The 18,239-nt window shown below is 67.7% G+C and carries 15 protein-coding genes; 14 read left to right on the forward strand and 1 reads right to left on the reverse strand.

From position 1 onward, the window contains the following. The first annotated feature begins 92 nt into the window (after positions 1–92). From B351_RS0110160 to B351_RS0110175, 4 genes are all read left to right on the forward strand, one after another. Positions 93–2,441 (forward strand): DNA translocase FtsK, encoded by a 2,349-nt coding sequence (locus B351_RS0110160; RefSeq protein WP_026010587.1) that lies wholly within the window; start codon positions 93–95, stop codon positions 2,439–2,441. A 168-nt stretch (positions 2,442–2,609) separates the two neighbouring features. Further along, positions 2,610–3,239: an outer membrane lipoprotein chaperone LolA gene (gene lolA / locus B351_RS0110165; RefSeq protein ID WP_019398932.1), complete on the forward strand. Its 630-nt coding sequence runs from the start codon at positions 2,610–2,612 to the stop codon at positions 3,237–3,239. An 82-nt stretch (positions 3,240–3,321) separates the two neighbouring features. Then, a complete protein-coding gene (locus tag B351_RS0110170) occupies positions 3,322–4,731 on the forward strand; it encodes a replication-associated recombination protein A (protein WP_019398933.1) in 1,410 nt (469 codons plus the stop codon). Between the two features lie 199 nt (positions 4,732–4,930). Further along, a complete protein-coding gene (locus tag B351_RS0110175) occupies positions 4,931–5,335 on the forward strand; it encodes a DUF4124 domain-containing protein (RefSeq protein WP_019398934.1) in 405 nt (134 codons plus the stop codon). 144 nt (positions 5,336–5,479) lie between these two features. Here the strand turns inward: B351_RS0110175 and B351_RS0110180 are convergent, their stop codons facing one another. Beyond that, positions 5,480–7,960, reverse strand: coding sequence for a glycoside hydrolase family 9 protein (locus B351_RS0110180; RefSeq protein ID WP_019398935.1), 2,481 nt, complete (start codon positions 7,958–7,960; stop codon positions 5,480–5,482). A gap of 400 nt (positions 7,961–8,360) precedes the next feature. Here B351_RS0110180 and B351_RS17810 point away from each other — a divergent pair, with 400 nt between their 5' ends. From B351_RS17810 to B351_RS16605, 10 genes are all read left to right on the forward strand, one after another. Then, positions 8,361–8,777 (forward strand): CopL family metal-binding regulatory protein, encoded by a 417-nt coding sequence (locus tag B351_RS17810; RefSeq protein WP_019398937.1) that lies wholly within the window; start codon positions 8,361–8,363, stop codon positions 8,775–8,777. A gap of 104 nt (positions 8,778–8,881) precedes the next feature. Next, positions 8,882–10,768: a copper resistance system multicopper oxidase gene (locus B351_RS0110195; RefSeq protein ID WP_026010589.1), complete on the forward strand. Its 1,887-nt coding sequence runs from the start codon at positions 8,882–8,884 to the stop codon at positions 10,766–10,768. Continuing rightward, complete coding sequence (locus B351_RS0110200; protein WP_026010590.1) at positions 10,765–11,907, forward strand: copper resistance protein B; 1,143 nt, start codon at positions 10,765–10,767, stop codon at positions 11,905–11,907. Before B351_RS0110195 ends, B351_RS0110200 begins: the two co-directional genes overlap by 4 nt. Before the next feature lie 13 nt (positions 11,908–11,920). Next, the gene (locus B351_RS0110205; RefSeq protein ID WP_039731392.1) at positions 11,921–12,691 is read left to right on the forward strand and encodes a cytochrome c; all 771 of its coding nucleotides are present in this window, start codon (positions 11,921–11,923) and stop codon (positions 12,689–12,691) included. A 17-nt stretch (positions 12,692–12,708) separates the two neighbouring features. Next, positions 12,709–13,218: a nuclear transport factor 2 family protein gene (locus tag B351_RS0110210; RefSeq protein WP_026010591.1), complete on the forward strand. Its 510-nt coding sequence runs from the start codon at positions 12,709–12,711 to the stop codon at positions 13,216–13,218. Between the two features lie 29 nt (positions 13,219–13,247). After that, complete coding sequence (locus B351_RS0110215) at positions 13,248–13,757, forward strand: DUF411 domain-containing protein (RefSeq protein ID WP_407059582.1); 510 nt, start codon at positions 13,248–13,250, stop codon at positions 13,755–13,757. A gap of 70 nt (positions 13,758–13,827) precedes the next feature. Continuing rightward, on the forward strand, positions 13,828–14,178 hold the full coding sequence (locus B351_RS0110220; RefSeq protein ID WP_026010592.1) for a four-helix bundle copper-binding protein: 351 nt from the start codon (positions 13,828–13,830) through the stop codon (positions 14,176–14,178). A gap of 162 nt (positions 14,179–14,340) precedes the next feature. Continuing rightward, entirely contained in the window at positions 14,341–14,724 is a 384-nt protein-coding gene (copC, locus tag B351_RS0110225) for a copper homeostasis periplasmic binding protein CopC (protein ID WP_026010593.1), read from the forward strand. A gap of 10 nt (positions 14,725–14,734) precedes the next feature. After that, a complete protein-coding gene (gene copD / locus B351_RS0110230; RefSeq protein ID WP_026010594.1) occupies positions 14,735–15,664 on the forward strand; it encodes a copper homeostasis membrane protein CopD in 930 nt (309 codons plus the stop codon). Between the two features lie 61 nt (positions 15,665–15,725). After that, the gene (locus B351_RS16605; protein ID WP_083852431.1) at positions 15,726–18,149 is read left to right on the forward strand and encodes a heavy metal translocating P-type ATPase; all 2,424 of its coding nucleotides are present in this window, start codon (positions 15,726–15,728) and stop codon (positions 18,147–18,149) included. Positions 18,150–18,239 lie beyond the last annotated feature (90 nt).

Below are 18,239 nucleotides of genomic sequence, written 5' to 3' on the forward strand. Positions count from 1 at the left end.
GCGTGCGATTTCCTGTGACTGGCCCGGCAGATTCGTTTAAGATCAATGCCTAACGCAGGATTCCTGCAGCCAGTTCAAGTTTGCGGAGCGACGTGGCCAAGGCATTGACGGAACGCAGCAAGTCCACCCGCGGCAAGTCGCGCGAAGCCGGCGTGGCCAGTCCCGCGCGGCAGCGCCTGTGGCGGGACCTGGCATTGATCGTGATCGCGCCGGCGCTGCTGTACCTGCTGGCCTGCCTGTTCACCTATTCGCCGACCGACCCGGGCTGGTCGCATAGCGGCAGCGTGGTCGCGCCGGTGCAGAACCTCGGCGGCCGCGCGGGCGCGTGGATCGCCGACGTGCTGCTGTTCCTGTTCGGCTATGCCGCGTTCCTGGTGCCGGTGGCGCTGGGCGCGGTGGCGTGGATCGCACTGTTCGGCCTGGGCGAGGAGGACGAGCTGGGGCCGGCGCTGCGCCTGGTCGGCACCTTCGGTTTCCTGTTCGGCGCCACCGGCATGCTGCACGTGCGCCTGATCGGCGTGTACGCCCAGGACGTGGCGCGCGCCGGCGGCGTGATCGGCCAGGCCCTGGGCAAGACCCTGCAGGCCGGCTTCGGCCCGCTGGGCGCCAACCTGTTCCTGATCGTGCTGCTGCTGGTTTCGGTGACCCTGGCCACCGGTCTGTCGTGGTTCTGGGTGATGGAGAAGATCGGCGCCGGGGTGCTGGCGCTGCCGGAACTGTTGCGCCGCAAGACCCAGCAGGCCGAGGAGTGGAAGCGCACCCGCGAGCTGCGCGAGGAGCGCCAGGAGGTCCGCAAGAGCGAGGCCCAGCGCCAGGCGAAGCGCGAGCCGGTGCGGATCGAACCGCCGGCGCCGCCGGTGGTGGAGAAGAGCGAGCGCGCCAAGCGCGAGACCCAGATCCCGCTGTTCCAGGGCGCCGGCGGTACCCCGGACGGCCTGCCGCCGCTGTCGCTGCTGGACGATCCCAAGCCGCAGGCCAAGGGTTATTCCGAGGAGACCCTGGAGGTCCTGTCGCGGCAGATCGAGTTCAAGCTCAAGGACTTCCGCATCGACGTGCAGGTGGTCGGCGCCTATCCGGGCCCGGTGATCACCCGCTTCGAGCTGGAGCCGGCCCCGGGCGTGAAGGTCAGCCAGATCAGTTCGCTGGACAAGGACATCGCCCGCGGCCTGTCGGTGAAGTCGGTGCGCGTGGTCGACGTGATCCCGGGCAAGTCGGTGATCGGCCTGGAGATCCCCAACACCAGCCGGGAGATGATCTTCCTCTCCGAGCTGCTGCGCTCGAAGGAATACGACAAGTCGCCCAGCGTGCTGACCCTGGCCCTGGGCAAGGACATCGCCGGCCGTCCGACCGTGGCCGACCTGGCGCGCATGCCGCACCTGCTGGTGGCCGGCACCACCGGCTCGGGCAAGTCGGTGGCGGTCAACGCCATGGTGCTGAGCCTGCTGTACAAGGCCACGCCCAAGGAACTGCGGGTCCTGATGATCGACCCGAAGATGCTCGAGCTGAGCGTCTACCAGGACATTCCGCACCTGCTGGCGCCGGTGGTCACCGACATGAAGGAGGCCGCCAACGGCCTGCGCTGGTGCGTGGCGGAGATGGAGCGCCGCTACAAGCTGATGAGCGCAGTGGGCGTGCGCAACCTGGCCGGCTTCAACAAGAAGGTCAAGGACGCGATCGACGCCGGCCAGCCGCTGATGGACCCGCTGTTCAAGCCGAACCCGGAGCTGGGCGAAGCGCCGCGCCCGCTGGAGCCGCTGCCGTTCATCGTCATCTTCATCGACGAATTCGCCGACATGATGATGATCGTCGGCAAGAAGGTGGAGGAGCTGATCGCCCGCCTGGCGCAGAAGGCGCGTGCCGCCGGCATCCACCTGATCCTGGCCACCCAGCGCCCGTCGGTGGACGTGATCACCGGCCTGATCAAGGCCAACATCCCGACCCGCATCGCCTTCCAGGTCTCCAGCAAGATCGACTCGCGCACCATCCTCGACCAGTCCGGCGCCGAGACCCTGCTGGGCCACGGCGACATGCTCTACCTGCCGCCGGGCACGGGCATGCCCGAGCGCGTGCACGGCGCCTTCGTCAGCGACGACGAGGTGCACCGCGTGGTCGAGCACCTCAAGGCCAGCGGCAAGGCCGAGTACATCGACGGCGTGCTGGACGAGGTGCAGACCCTGGGCGACGGCGTGGTGATTGGCGCCACCGGCCTGCCGGAGAGCAGCGGCGGCGGCGGGGACGAATCCGACCCGCTGTACGACGAGGCCGTGCGCATCGTCACCGAGACCCGCCGCGCCTCGATTTCCGGCGTGCAGCGCCGGCTGAAGATCGGCTACAACCGCGCCGCGCGCCTGATCGAGGCGATGGAGGCCGCCGGCGTGGTCAGCGCGCCGGAACACAACGGCGACCGCAGCGTCCTGGCCCCGCCGCCGCCGCGCGATTGAGGCCGTCGGCCGCCGGTCCGATGCTTTCGGCCAGGCCGCCAGCCGCCCAGGGCCCGGGTACCGGACTGGCGCCGCCATCCAGGGGGCAGGCAATACTCCCGGCCTCGCCTCCTTGTTCAGCTTCGCGGCGTCACACTTCCGCCCACCCCGATACGAAACACTGCTGCCATGTCCAATCGCTTCCGCTTCGGTCTCGGACTCCTCGCCCTGGTCCTGGTTTCCGGCCCGGCCCTCGCCGGCGCCCGCGACGAGCTGGTGCGCTTCACCAGCGGCCTCAAGGGCCTGGAGGGGCGCTTCGAGCAGCAGGTGTTCGACGCCAACGGCCGCAGCAAGGAGCGCAGCAGCGGCATGGTCGCCGTGTCGGCGCCGCGCCTGTTCCGCTGGGAGTACCAGAAGCCGTTCGAGCAGCTGATCGTGGCCGACGGCCAGAAGGTCTGGATGTACGAGCCGGACCTGCAGCAGGCCACGGTCAAGCCGCAGGGCGAGGAAGAGCGCAACAGCCCGCTGGTGGCGCTGTTCGAACCGTCGCGGCTGGAACGCCAGTTCGACGTCAGCGAGGAAGCCGTGCCCAGCGAGGGCCTGGAATGGCTGACCCTGACTCCGAAGGTCGACACCGAGGCCAGCTTCCAGATGGCGCGCCTGGGCTTCGGCCCGCAGGGCCTGGCGCGCATGCAGGTGGTCGACCTGGTCGGGCAGAAGACCGAACTGCGCTTCAGCGGCTGGAAGCGCAACCCGTCCTTCGCTGCCGGCACCTTCAGGTTCACTCCGGCCAAGGGCGTGGACGTGGTCGGCCACTGAGCCAGCGGCCGGCGACCCAATCCGCCGGCCTTGCCAGGCTGCGCGGCCCCGGCACGGGGCCCCGGCGCTCTATCATGGGCGCATGAGCCGCACCCGTCGCACCGCCGCCGCCGAGCAGGACCTGCTGGCGCCCACACCGGAAACGCCCGCCGATCCCGCCCGCCAGGAGGCCATGCGCCCGCTGGCCGAGCGCATGCGGCCGCGCAGCCTGGACGAGATGGTCGGCCAGCGCCGGCTGCTCGCGCGCGGCTCGGCCCTGCGCCGCGCGGTGGAGGCGGGCAGGGTGCATTCGATGATCCTGTGGGGGCCGCCGGGCTGCGGCAAGACCACCCTGTCCCTGTTGCTGGCCCAGTATGCCGACGCCGAGTTCCGCGCCATCTCGGCGGTCCTGTCCGGCCTGCCCGAGGTGCGCCAGGTGCTGGCCGAGGCCGGCCAGCGCTTCGACGCCGGGCGCCGCACCGTGCTGTTCGTGGACGAGGTGCACCGCTTCAACAAGACCCAGCAGGACGCGTTCCTGCCGCACATCGAGCGCGGCAGCATCGTGTTCGTCGGCGCCACCACCGAGAATCCCTCGTTCGAGCTCAACTCCGCGCTGCTGTCGCGCTGCCGCGTGCACGTGATGGAGGCAGTCTCGGCCGAGGACATCGTCGCCGCGCTCAGGCGCGCACTGGAGGACGGCGAGCGCGGCCTCGGCGGCCAGGGGATCGAGGTGGAGGAGGGCGCCCTGCGCGAGATCGCCGCGGCCGCCGACGGCGACGTGCGCCGCGCCCTGACCCTGCTGGAGATCGCCGCCGAACTGGCCGCCGACGAGGGCGGGCGCATCACCGAATCGACCCTGCTGCAGGTGCTGGCCGACCGCACCCGCCGCTTCGACAAGGGCGGCGAGCAGTTCTACGACCAGATCTCGGCGCTGCACAAGTCGGTGCGCAGCTCCAATCCCGACGCGGCGGTGTACTGGCTGGCGCGTATGCTCGACGGCGGCTGCGATCCGGCGTACCTGGCCCGGCGCCTGACCCGCATGGCGGTGGAGGACATCGGCTTGGCCGATCCGCGCGCCCTGCAGATGGCCATCGATGCCTGGGACACCTTCGAACGCCTCGGCCGCCCGGAGGGCGACCTGGCCCTGGCCCAGGTCGCGATCTACCTGGCCAGCACCGCCAAGTCCAACGCGGCTTACGCCGCGTACAACGCCGCCAAGGCCGATGTCCACCAGTACGGCACGGCCGAGGTGCCCATGCACCTGCGCAACGCGCCGACGAAGCTGATGAAGCAGCTGGGCTACAACAAGGGCTACCAGTACGACCACGACGCCGAGGGCGGCGTTGCCCTCGACCAGACCGGCTTCCCGGACGTGATGGGCGAGCGCGTGTACTACCGCCCGGTGGAGCGCGGCCTGGAGATCAAGCTCAAGGAGAAGCTGGACCGCCTGCGCGAGGCGCGCGAGGAGGCGCGGCGGCGGCGCGGCAAGCCGGAAGCGGGGAAGGGCGGCTGAGCCGCCGCGCCGCAGCCTGCCAGCCGGCTACCCTCTTCGCCCGCGGACATCCTCCCGTCGCAACCAGGGGACGAGCACGTCCGACCGGCAGAAGGGCGTTGCCCGCAGGTGGTGTCCGGCCGCGGCCTGGCGGGTGTATATCTTCGCCAGTCCGTGGCGGCCACCGGACCGGCCGCCGGACACCAGGGGAGGCAAGGGAATGCACAGGATCCTGATTACCGCCGCGCTGGCATGGCTGCCGGCCAGCGGCGCATCCGCCCAGCAGATCCATAAATGCGTGGCTGCCGACGGCGGCGTCAGCTACCAGTCCGCGCCATGCGGCGAGGGCCAGCAGCCGGCCCGCACCTGGGACCACGGCCAGTACGCGCCGCCTGCGCCCATGCAGTTGCCGGCGGCGCGCGACAGCCGCAGTGCGCGCGAAACCGGGCGGCGAGGCTACGCGACGGCTTCCCGGCGCATCGGCACATCCACCGCCGCGGACGACCGCTGCGAGGCCGCGCGCCGCCACCGCGATTCGGTGCTGCGGAACGAGCGCGTTGGCCAGCGTTCCATCGAGCTGCGCCGCCGGCTCGACCAGCTGGTGGCCGACGCCTGTGGGAAATAGCGGCAAGCCCCGGATTGCCTGCCCGGCCGGGCCAGGCAGGGCGCCCCTCCCGCCGCCCGGGGGAGGGAAGCAACATCGTGCCCGACGCGGACCGGGATCGCGCCACGCTGCCCCGCCGGCACTCCGTTCCGGACAGGCCCCGGCCTACTTCCCGGCCTGCTGGCGGCTGGCCGCCGCCAGCGCCAGGAACATGAAGTTCTCCGCGCCGCCACCGATCACGTATTCGCGCTGCTGCCAGAAGTACGGCCAGATCTTCAGCTCCGGCAGGTCGGGCCGGATCAGCGCGGTGCCGGAGATCACGCCGCCGGGGATGTAGCTCCAGTCGGCGCGGTTGGTGCCGTAGGCGACGGTGGCCGAGTTCGCGCCCACGCCCGAGGCGAAGGATTCGGTGACCTTGCCGGGGTGCACGCCCAGCACGAAGTTCAGCGCGTCCATCTGCAGGGCGTCGCTGGTGTGCTGCGGCCAGCCCTTGCGGAAGTAGTACTGGTCCACGCCAAAGCGCTGGATGTCCCAGCCGGCGCCCCAGATGTACGGGACGTAGGGGACGCGGTAGGGCGTCCTGGTCGCATCGTCCGCCAGCTTGGCCTGGTGCGCCGCGACCGCGGCGTCGACCTCGCGCAGGAAGTCGGCATCCCTGACCAGGGGCAGGGCGACCGCCAGCGAGGGGCCGGTCTTGTCGATCGCCTCCACGATCTGCGGCTTCAGCGCAACCAGCTTCTCCACGTAGGCCGGATCGCCGGTGCTTACCGCCAGCTCGGACAGCGCCGCCACCTTCGCACCGATGCTGGTCGCCCGGTCCAGCGCCCTGGCCGTGAGATCGATCGCCGCGTCCAGCGCTTCCTTGGCCATGGCCGGATTCGAGGGCTCCAGCACCCGCGCCGCCACCGCCAGGCCCGAGGCCGTCTCCAGCTCGCGGTTGGGGTTGTCCTCGGTGAACACCCAGCGGTCGTCCTGCAGCGAGGAGGTGGTCCCGGTGCGGGCACCGGCGGGCAGGGCAGGGTCGTAGGCGAGGTTGTCGGTCTGCGTGGTGACGTCGCCCAGCAGCACGTACTGCTCCAACGTGGGCTCGATCACGCCGCGGTAGGTACGGCCCAGGGCGCGGTAGCCGGCCAGCACGTTGAGCAGGCCGTGCTCGATCTGCTGGATGGCGTCGTTCACCCCGTCCGGGCGCAGCAACCGGGTTTCCTTGCGCGCCTGGTCGATGGTGGTGGCGTCGTGGTCCAGGCCGAACTCCTCGACCATCTGCGCCAGCAGCTTGATCGTGCCCATCTGGCTTTCGATGCGCAGGTCGTAGTCGCCGGCGTCGTGCCAGCCACCCACCGCCATGCCGGGAATGCGGTCACCGGGCTTGAAGCGGGTGAGGGTGTCCGGGCGCTGTTCGTAGCCGTCGAAGTGCACGCCGGGGCTTGCCATGCGCGCATCGTCCATGTGGTCCAGGCCGTGCCAGGTGCGGTAGTTCTCCGTGACCCGCATGTGGCACATCTGCGCCGGCAGGAAGTACTCCAGCGTCGGCTGCCAGACGCCGCGGTCGAACACATCATCGTCGATGCGGAAGACGTGGGTGGACTTGCCGCGGTAGGACAGCTGGTAGCTGCCGGGCTCGCGGACCTCGCTCAGGTCGGCGGTCAGGTAGTGGTAGCGCAGGAACTTGCCCCAGGGCCTGGGCGTGTAGCGCGCCACTTCCCGCGGACCATCCTCGCCGATCCGGTACAGCACCAGCGGGTCGGCCTTGCGGTCGCGCGGATCCTGCTCGATGACCACGGTCTTGGCCTGGTGCGGGCGGTAGCCGACCTGCGAAACCTGCACCACCGGCTCGTAGCGCCACTGCGGGTCGACGTTGGGCGTCACCACCCAGGTCACCGCGTCGCGGGTGGCCCCCGGGCGGGTCACCTCGCGCACGATGTACCAGCCGTTGTTCATGTTGCCGCGGCCGTCGATCAGGTCCAGGCGGCCGCTGCGGCTCTCGATCTTCAGCCGCTGCAGAGGGTTTTCCGGCGCCACCACCAGGGTGCGGCCGCTGGCCAGCGGCGCGGTGATCGTATGTCCCTCGACCACCGCCACCGGCCCGTTGGCCTGGCGCGGGAAGGTGCCGGACTTGCCGTCCATCAGGAACGACTTGCCGAACAGGTCGCCCGGGAACAGTTCGAAGTTGAACCCGACCTTGCCTTCCCATTCGGCCGGCAGCGGCTGGTCCAGGTGCACCGAGACCTGGAACGAATGCCCGTCCAGCGGCGTCACCGCCACCTTGTAGCTGAAGTGCAGGTCGGGATACTCGATCGGGTTGAAGCCCTTGCGGTCCTTGCCCGGGTCCGGATAGCGCAGGGTCTGGACCAGGCTGCCGGTAGCCGGATCGAAGCTGGCCTTGCCGTCGCCGGCCGGGACCGGCGACCACTGGCCGGGCGAAGGCTCCAGGCGCAGGTCGCCATTGGCAGCAACGCGCTCGCCATGCTGGATCACGGTCACGCCGGTCTGGTGCCCATCCGGGTAGATGTCGGCAAACACGGTGACGTTGAGCCCAGGCGCCTCGAAGTAGCCTTGCTCGTTGAGCTTCAGGCTGGAAGCCGCCTCGGCCTGGAACGCGAGCACGACCGCGACGGCCAGCCCGAACCTGCGCTTGTGGTGCATGGAGTCTCCCCGGAATGCGATGAGGACCGGCCGGACCGGCAACCGGGGCAGAAGGTAGCGATAACGGGCAGGAAGGGCTCGCTGCAGTGTGTCATGCGGCGCCTCGCATTAGAACATAATGTGCATTATGCGAAATAAGGGAAGGGTCTTCGCGGGGCTGTCATCCGGCTGCTGGCGGCGCCCTTCCTTGGTTTTCCGCTGCTGCGGCCCGCCGCCAGGCACCACCGCCATCGCTGCCAAGGCGGCCTATCTTCCCGGAACCGTCAGCAGTAAGCCCCGGCGCGACCATAAAGCGGGAGGCGACGTTGGGTCAGGCAGGCGACGAAGACCCGCGGCTCGATCCCCCGTGCGTTGTCACTGTATTCATCCGGAGTTTATATCCGCACGTGTACTAAGACGCATGCCTTTCCGCGCGCTCCTGATGCGGTTGTTCCTGGTCGTTGCCTTGCTCGCCAACGGTCCGGGCATCGCTGGTGCGTCCATGCACATGGAGCACGTGCGCGACTCCGCCGGTGACGTCACCTCGGCACCGACAGCAGCCGAGGCCATGGCGGCCTGCCATGGAGGAGCAGCGGCTGCTACGGGGGCCAATGAACACCATCACCCCCAGGCCACTGACGAGGCCGGAGCGGTATCGCCGTTGGACGACTGCTGTCAGTCAGGCGATTGCGATGCGTGCATGCACCATTGCTCCGCGGCACTTGCCGGGTCGGCACTCGCCGATTTCACCATCCGGTACCGGCACACCGCCGAACCCTTCCTGTCGGTGCACGCGTCCGCGGCCCTGACCAATCTCTTCCGACCTCCGATCGGCTAAGTGTCCCTGCGCGCCTTTTAAGGCGCTGATGGGCCCTGTTCGCTGCTCCGCACCGACAGGGAAACGCTCGCCTCGCGAGCCCTCGTCACTCTCCCGGAGTTCCCATGTCATCCGATCTTTTCGGCCGCGCCGAGGGGCTGTCCGCCCCGTCGCGCCGCCGCTTTGTCCAAGGCCTTGCCGCCGGAGGCGCCGTTGCAGCCCTCGGCCTGTGGCCCCGCTCCAGCTGGGCCGTCAAGGCCGAAGGCGTCCCCAATGTGCTCTCGGGCACCGACTTCGACCTGACCATCGGCGAGACGCCGATGAACTTCACCGGTGCCACGCGCCCTGCGATCACGGTCAACGGATCGATCCCAGCGCCCCTACTGCGCTGGCGCGAGGGCACCACGGTCACCCTGCGGGTCCGCAATGCCCTGCCCCCCGGCTCGATCCATGGCGACCAGACGTCGATCCACTGGCACGGCATCCTGCTGCCGGCCGACATGGACGGGGTGCCCGGGCTGAGCTTCAACGGCATCAACCGCGGCGAGACCTACCAGTACCGCTTCAACGTCGTACAGGGCGGCACCTACTGGTACCACAGCCACTCCGGTTTCCAGGAGCAGGCCGGCCTCTACGGGCCGCTGGTGATCGAGCCGCTGGAGCCCGAGCCCTTCGCCTATGACCGCGATTACGTGGTCATGCTCAGCGACTGGACCGACCTCGATCCGAAGCGCCTGTTTGCCCGGCTCAAGAAGCGGTCGGATTTCGACAACTTCTCCAAGCGGACGGTTGGCGACTTCTTCGCCGACGTGAAACAGCACGGCCTGGCCGCCACGGTCGAAGACCGCAAGATGTGGGGCCGGATGCGGATGACGCCGACCGACCTGTCGGACGTCAACGGCAACACCTACACCTACCTCATGAACGGCATGACCTCGCTCGGCAACTGGACCGGGCTGTTCCGGTCGGGCGAGAAGGTCCGCCTCCGCTTCATCAACGGCTCCGCGATGACGTACTTCGACGTGCGGATCCCGGGCCTGAAGATGACCGTGGTCGCAGCCGATGGACAGTACGTGCATCCGGTTTCGGTCGACGAGCTCCGCATCGCCACCGCCGAGACCTTCGACGTCATCGTCGAACCCACCGGGCAGGATGCGTTCACCATTTTCGCCCAGGACAGCGGCCGTACCGGCTACGTCAGCGGCACGCTCGCCGTCAGGCAAGGGCTGCGGGCTCCCGTGCCCAACGTCGATCCCAAGCCGATTCTCACCATGGACGACATGGGCCACGGCGGAATGGGTGGCGGCGGCCATGACATGTCTTCGATGTCTCACAGCGCAATGGCCGGTGGTGCAACCGGCGGCATGGATCACAGCGGTCACGACATGTCGGCGATGGCTGGAGGCGCAATGGCCGGCGGAAGCATGGCCGGCATGGATCATGGCACCGGCGGGAGCATGGCCGGGATGGACCACGGTGCCGGCGGCATGCAGGAACACCCTGCCACCGAAACCGGCAACCCCCTGGTCGACATGCAGACGATGGCGCCCGCGCCCAGGCTGGATGACCCGGGCATCGGCTTACGCGACAACGGCCGCCGCGTGCTGACCTACTCCGACCTGCGCAGCACGTTCAGCGACCCGGACGGGCGTGAGCCCGGTCGCACGGTCGAGCTGCACCTGACCGGGCACATGGAGCGTTTCGCCTGGTCGTTCAACGGAGTGAAGTTCGCTGATGCCGAACCGCTGCGCCTGAACTACGGCGAGCGCATGCGGATCGTGCTGGTCAACGACACGATGATGTCGCACCCGATCCACCTCCACGGCCTGTGGAGCGACCTCGAGGACGAATCGGGCAACTTCATGGTGCGCAAGCACACCATCGACATGCCGCCGGGCACCAAGCGCAGCTACCGCGTGCGTGCGGATGCCCTTGGCCGCTGGGCCTACCACTGCCACCTGCTCTACCACATGGAAGCCGGCATGTTCCGCGAAGTGCGGGTGGAGGAATGAACGCCATGATCCTTTCAAGTCGTCATCCCCTGGCCGTCGGCCTGGCCTCCGCATTGTCTCTCGCAGCGGGCTTCGCGCCGGCGTGGGCGCAGGAGACGGACCACGCCTCGCACCACCCGGAAGCGAAGCCCGCTGCGACACCATCGTCACCCAAACCTGTTGACCCACACGCCGGACATCAGCCGACTCCGACAGACAAAAGCTCCAATGATCACGGGACCATGGACCACGGAAACATGGACCACGGCGCCATGAAACACGGGGCTACGGACACTGCCGGCAGCGATCACTCCACGATGGATCACTCCACGATGGATCACTCCACGATGGATCACTCCGGAATGGATGACTCCGGCATGGACCACGCGTCCATGGGCCATCAGCCTGGTGCCAGCCAGGATCTCCCGGCGAACGCGGAGCCGCACGAGCCCATTCCTGCCATCACCGCGGCCGATCGGGCCGCGGCGTTCCAGGACCTCGATGCGCACGTAATGCACGGCGAATCGATCAACTCCTACTGGTCGCTTGACCGGCTTGAGGCCTGGGACGCGGATGAGGACGGCACCGGCATGGCCTGGGAAGCGAAAGCCTGGGTCGGCTCCGACTTGAACCGGCTCTGGCTCCGCAGCGAGGGCGAGCGTGCGAGCGGATCCACCGAGTCGGCGGATGTGGAAGTCCTGTACGGTCGGGCCATCGCCCCCTGGTGGGACGCGGTCGCCGGTGTCCGCCATGACTTCGGTTTCGACGGCGGTCCATCGCGCACCTATGCCGCGCTTGGTGTCATCGGTCTCGCCCCGTACAAGTTCGAAGTCGAAGCGACCGCCTACGTGGGCGAGTCCGGCCAGGTCGGTCTCGGCGCGGAAGCCGAATACGAAATGCTGTTCACCAACCGGTTGATCGGCCAGTGGCTGATCGAGGGCGAAGCCTGGAGCAAGGATGATCCGGCGGTTGGAATCGGCAGCGGACTGAGCAAGGTCGAAGCCGGTTTCCGGCTGCGCTACGAGTTCCATCGACAGTTCGCGCCGTATGTCGGCGTGGTCTGGGAGCGTGCCTACGGCGGAACCGCAGACTTCCGTCGCGCGGAGTCCGGTGATGTCGAGGACACCCGTATCGTGGCGGGCGTGAGGATCTGGTTCTGATCGGAGTACTCGTATGCAACCGAAGACTCGCAAGCGTGTTTGGTTGATCGGGGTTCCGCTGGTTGTCGTGGCCGGTACGGCGGGCTTCATCTGGGGCGGCGTGTACAACGTCGCCGCCGATGACATGCACACGAAGCCCGTGTATTTCCTGCTCGAAACCGCACGCGAGCGCTCCATCCTGGCGCGTGCGGGAAGGTTGGACGTCCCGCCGGGCCTGGACGATCCAGCGAGAATCGTGCAGGGCGCGGGCAACTACGCAGCGATGTGCGCCGGGTGCCACCTGGCCCCGTCGATGGCCGAAACCGAGTTGAGCCAGGGCCTGTATCCGGCCCCGCCGGACCTCAGTAAACACAAGGTCGACGTGGCCAAAGCGTTCTGGGTGATCAAGCACGGGATCAAGGCCAGCGGCATGCCCGCCTGGGGCAAGAACATGGAGGACGAGTACATATGGAACATGGCCGCGTTCCTGCAGGTGCTGCCCACGCTCGACGCGGCTGCATACACGGAACTGGTCGACAGCAGCGAAGGCCACGCGCATGGCGGCGGCGAGACACACGACGACGACCATGACGAGGCGGCGACGGAGGATCACCCTGCCCAGCCCACAGCCGGGAGCGACGCGATGCCGCACGCGCAGTCGCCGGGTATGGACGATGACCACGGAAAGCGTGTTACCGACACAGAAGTCCGCGCGGTAGAGCATCGCCATGCCGATGGCAAAGTGCAGTCTCCACCTTCACCCCATATGACCGAGGCCGAAGACGGCCCTGCGCACACTCACTGAAAACCTGGAGTTGAACAATGAATGCAACAGCAATTTCGTCTGGCCTCGCGCTGATGCTGGCAATGGTGTCGCCCGCAATGGCGCAGACGGCACAGTCGCATGCACATCACCCCGCCGCTGCGGCAGCGGCGGACGTAGACGTGCCGGCCGCCGCGAAGGCCGCCGTCGACGTGGCGGAGCGCTTCAACGCCGCCCTCTCCAGCGGCGACCTGGCCACGGTCGAAGCCCTGCTCGCTGCCGACGTTCTCATCCTCGAGTCCGGAGGTGCAGAACGCAGCCGCGAGGAATACATGGACCATCACGCAGTCAGCGATGCGGCGTTCCTCAAGGGCGCCCATCGCCAGCTGCTCCGTCAGCGTGCACGAACCGCTGGCGAGTTCGCGTGGGTCGGAACCGAAAGCGAGCTGCACGCCCAGCAGGACGGCAAGCCACTGACCGTCCAGAGCACCGAAACGATGGTGCTGAAGCAGACCGCCGACGGCTGGCGGATCGTCCACATCCACTGGTCCTCGCGGACCAGGCGCTGAGCGGAGAACCGGAAATGAAAGCCTGCAGATTGAACCGACTGGCGTGGGCGGCTTTTGCGGTCGCCGGCTTGGGTGCCTGCACCCAGGCGGATACACCCGCGCAATCCACCATCGCACCCGCTGCACAGGTCGTCTCTGAAACAGCCGACGCCACTCCCGCTGCCCTGCCACGCATGACCGTCCACAAGACTCCGACCTGCGGGTGTTGCGGTAGCTGGGTCGACCACGTGCAGAAGGCGGGTTTCACCGTGGATGTGCACGACATGGATGACCTGGGTCCGGTCAAGGAGCGCCTGGGTGTCCCCTATGCAAAGGGCTCCTGCCACACGGCCGAGGTCGGCGGATACCTCATCGAAGGCCATGTCCCGGCCGAGGACATCAAGCGCCTCCTCGAAGAAAAGCCGGACGCACGCGGCCTGGTCCTGCCGGGAATGCCGCTCGGCTCGCCGGGCATGGAGGTCCCTGCCGGGCGACAACAGCCGTACACGGTCGAGCTGATCCGTCACGACGGAACCACTGAACCGTTCGCACAGCACTGATCCGGTGCAGGAACAGGGGGCGGTGTTGCGGGCGCGCCGATTCTCGTCCGCGAGGAAGAAGGAGAACCACATGACTCACCATTCCGCGGCACACCGGTCCCAGGCCATGAACGAGTGCATCGACAACTGCACGCAATGCCATGCGATCTGCTTGGAGACCATCAACTATTGCCTGACCAAAGGAGGTGCCCACGCGGCCCCGGAGCACATCGCACTCCTTGCGACGTGTGCCGATATCTGCGCAACCAGTGCCGACGCGATGCTGCGCGGTGCCAGCGTTCACGACGTGGTTTGCGGTGCCTGCGCGGAGGTCTGCCGCCAGTGCGCCGATGCATGCGACGCCATGAACGACCCGGAGATGGCGCGCTGCGCCGAAGTTTGTCGCCGTTGCGCGGAAAGCTGCAGCGCCATGGCGGCTTGACGCGTCGAGGATCCCGCCTGAGCAGGCGGGATCCTCATCTGCAATATCAAAGCTGACCAACCGTGTTCTCGGTGACAGCCCGACATCCAACGCATGTCGGGTCCAACACAGCACGGCCCCCAACGGGGCTTAGCATCACATTCGCAATGAGGATTAATCACTATGAGATCATCAAACGTCCTTCGCTCCTTCGCGCTCGTCCTCGCGATTGCGGCTGGACAGTTCTCCCTGCAGATCGCGCACGCCCACGCCGCGCTGCAGCAGTCCACACCGGCGGCAAATGCGGTGGTGGCTTCGCCGGGCCAGATCGATCTCGTGTTCAACGAAACATTGATTCCGCGGGCGTCGCGTCTCAAGTTGCTCATGAAGCACGGCAGTTCCACCATGCCGATCGAGAATTTCACGACCGAGATCGTCAACAACGGCAAGACCCAGCGTGCCAAGTTGCCCCAGCCGCTGGCTCCGGGCGTCTATACCGTGGAATACCGCGCCGTGGGAGGCGACAACCACCCCATGACGGGCAGTTTCAGCTTCACGGTGCGCTGAGAAGCCACAAATGCTCGACCTGTCGGCTTATGCACTGAGATTCCTGGAATACCTTGTTCTCATGGTGCTTTTCGGGGTTCCACTGTTCGGTTGGTACGGTTCGCGTCGATCGGCACTCACCGATGCCCTGGCCGGATGGCCACTTATGGGCGTTCTGTTGGTGAGTGCCACCGTCGGTCTCGTGCTCATCGGGGCCGAAGTCGTCTTCAAGACCGCGGGCATCATGGGAATGCCGGTCGCCGACGTTGATCGCGGATCGCTTGGCTGGTATCTGCTCGAGACGTCCGCGGGCCGGGCAGCGATGGCGAGAGGCGCGCTGCTGCTCGCCCTGATGTTTGTGCTTGGATGGCATCGTCGCCGCGGGAAGGTGGAGCCCGCCTTCCCGCTGGCGGTGACGCTGGCGGGCGGCGCACTCGCTTCTCTGGCATGGAACGGCCACGCGGCCGCTGGTGAGGGCGTGGCAGGCGCGGTCCGGCTTGCTGCGGGCCTTGTCCATCTTCTTGCGGCAGGCGGCTGGATCGCAGCGGTCCTGATGTTCCTGGGGATGCTCCTGCGCGGCAAGGAGGCCTCCGGCAGCGGGCGTCTGCGATCAACGCATGACTTTCTGCATGGATTTTCGACGCTGGGAACGATTTTCGTTGCTGCGCTCGTCGTGTCCGGCATCGTGCACTACGGGGATCTCACCGCGTGGTCGTTTTCGGCCCTGTTTCAGAGCACCTACGGGAAGTTGCTGCTGTTCAAACTGGCTCTGTTCGGCGGAATGCTGGGTTTGGGAGCGCTGCACCGATGGACGCTGGTGCCGCGCCTGGGACGGGCGCTGACCAGCGGAGATCCCGCGCAGGAGGTGCGGGCTTTGCGGCAGAGTGTTACGGCTGAGGCCGCGCTGGCCATCTTGATCCTGGTTGTTGTTTCAGTGCTCGGGATGCTCAGCCCCGAATAGCTGTGTAACCCCCAATGGCACACTGCCTTGGCAGTCCATCCCCACTAAAGCGAGCATCGGCATGAACTCACCGTCGTCCCATGACCATCACTCCGCAGGCGCTGTCCCTGTCGAGACTGCAGATGGACGGGTAACCGACCCAGTCTGTGGCATGCAGGTAGATCCCGCCACCACGCCGCATCATGCGGACCACGCCGGCGCCCATTTTCACTTCTGCTCGGAGCGATGCCGCGCGAAGTTCGTGGCTGATCCCGAGCGCTACCTGACGTCCCGGGACGAACCCGAGGTGGCACGGCCCGGCGCCATCTACACCTGCCCGATGCACCCGGAAGTTCGACAACAGGGTCCAGGCAACTGTCCCTTCTGCGGCATGGCGTTGGAGCCGGAAATGCCCAACCTGGAGGACGACGACAATCCGGAACTTCGCGACTTCTCGCGCCGGTTCTGGTGGACGCTTCCGCTGACGGTGGTGACGCTCGTGCTGGCCATGTTCGGCCAGTACCTCCCGCGTATCGTGCTGGGCGGCGTGCAGATCCTGCCGCTGTCGATCGACCTGCAAACCTGGGTCGAGCTGGTCCTGACCACACCGGTCGTGCTGTGGGCCGGCTGGCCGTTCTTCGAGCGCTGCGTGCAGTCGATCCGCAACCGCAGCCCGAACATGTTCACCCTCATCGGGATTGGCGTTGCGGCCGCCTTTGGCTACAGCCTGGTCGCCACGCTGGCACCCGGCTTGTTCCCGCCGTCGTTTACCGAGCACGGGCGCGTCGGTGTGTATTACGAGGCGGCAGCGGTAATCGTATCGTTGACGCTCCTGGGCCAGATGCTGGAGCTGCGGGCACGTTCGAACACCTCCGCGGCGATCAAGGGCCTGCTCGGTCTCGCGCCCAAGGAAGCACGGCGGGTCAACCCCGACGGTACCGAGGAAGACATCCCGCTGACCCACGTGCACGTCGGCGACCGCCTGCGCGTGCGCCCGGGCGAGAAGGTGCCGGTGGATGGCGAAGTGGTCGAGGGCCGCTCCAGCGTCGACGAATCGATGCTCACCGGCGAGCCGATCCCGGTCGAGAAGACCGCGGGCGACCAGGTCATCGGCGCGACCCAGAACGGCACTGGCGCACTGGTGATCCGCGCCGCTAAGGTGGGTTCCGATACGGTGCTGTCGCAGATCGTGCAGCTGGTCGCGCAGGCGCAGCGCTCCCGCGCGCCGATGCAGCGGATGGCTGATACCGTCGCCTACTGGTTCGTGCTCGCAGTGCTGGCGATCGCGGTGGCCACCTTCTTCATCTGGGGCTTCTTCGGCCCGGACCCGGCCTGGACCTTTGCCATCCTGAACGCGGTCTCGGTGCTGATCATCGCCTGCCCCTGCGCGCTGGGCCTGGCGACGCCGATGTCGATCATGGTCGCCACGGGCAAGGCGGCGCAGGTGGGCGTGCTGTTCCGCGATGCCGAAGCCATCGAGCATATGCGCCGCATCGACACCCTGATCGTCGACAAGACCGGCACGCTCACCGAAGGGCGCCCGGCCTTCAAGGAAGTCGTGGCCTTCGAGGGCTTCGACGCCGACCAGGTGCTGCACCTGGCGGCCAGCCTGGACCAGGGCAGCGAGCATCCGCTGGCCGATGCCATCGTGGCCGAGGCCCGACGCCGGAACTTCGAGTTCGACCGCGTGGAGGACTTCGACTCGGTGACCGGCATGGGTGTGCGCGGAACCGTAGCGGGTCACGCGCTTGCGTTGGGCAATACCGCACTCATGGATGATATGGGCGCCGATCCCGGTGCGCATGTCGACGTCGCCGAGCGTCTGCGCCGCGAGGGTGCTAGCGCCATGTTCCTCGCCGTGGACGGTCGCTTGGCGGGTCTGATCGCGGTCGCAGACCCGATCAAGGCGTCGGCCGCGACCGCCATCAATGAGCTGCACGCCGCCGGGCTGCGCATCATCATGGCCACCGGTGACGGGCTCACCACCGCACGGGCCGTGGCCACCGAGCTGGGCTTGGACGAGGTGCATGGCGAAGTCCGCCCCGAGGACAAGGCCGAGCTGGTGCGGCGCCTCAAGGGCGAAGGCCGGCGGGTGGCGATGGCCGGCGACGGCATCAACGATGCTCCCGCGCTGGCCGCCGCCGACGTCGGCATCGCCATGGGCACGGGCACCGACGTCGCGATGTCCAGCGCCCAGATCACCCTGGTCAAGGGCGACCTGCGCGGCATCCTGCGCGCCCGCAAGATCTCCCAGGCCACCGTGGCCAACATGAAGCAGAACCTCACCTTCGCGTTCCTGTACAACGCGCTTGGGGTGCCGGTCGCGGCCGGGGTGCTCTACCCCGCGTTCGGGATCCTGCTGAGTCCGATGGTCGCGGCGCTGGCAATGAGCTTGAGTTCGGTATCGGTGGTGGCCAATGCACTTCGCCTGGCCAAGTCGGCCGCCGTACCGCCCTCGCCGACGGCACCCGTGCGGGACCGTACCTTGGGCCTCGCCAGGGATTGACTTGAGTCAATTGCATCGGTCCTGGTAAGAGGTAAGCTCAAGTCATGGTCCGCATCCGCCATCGGAATTGGTTCCAGCGCACCGCCCTCC

The organism is Pseudoxanthomonas sp. GW2 (assembly GCF_000283075.1).
GTDB lineage: Bacteria > Pseudomonadota > Gammaproteobacteria > Xanthomonadales > Xanthomonadaceae > Pseudoxanthomonas.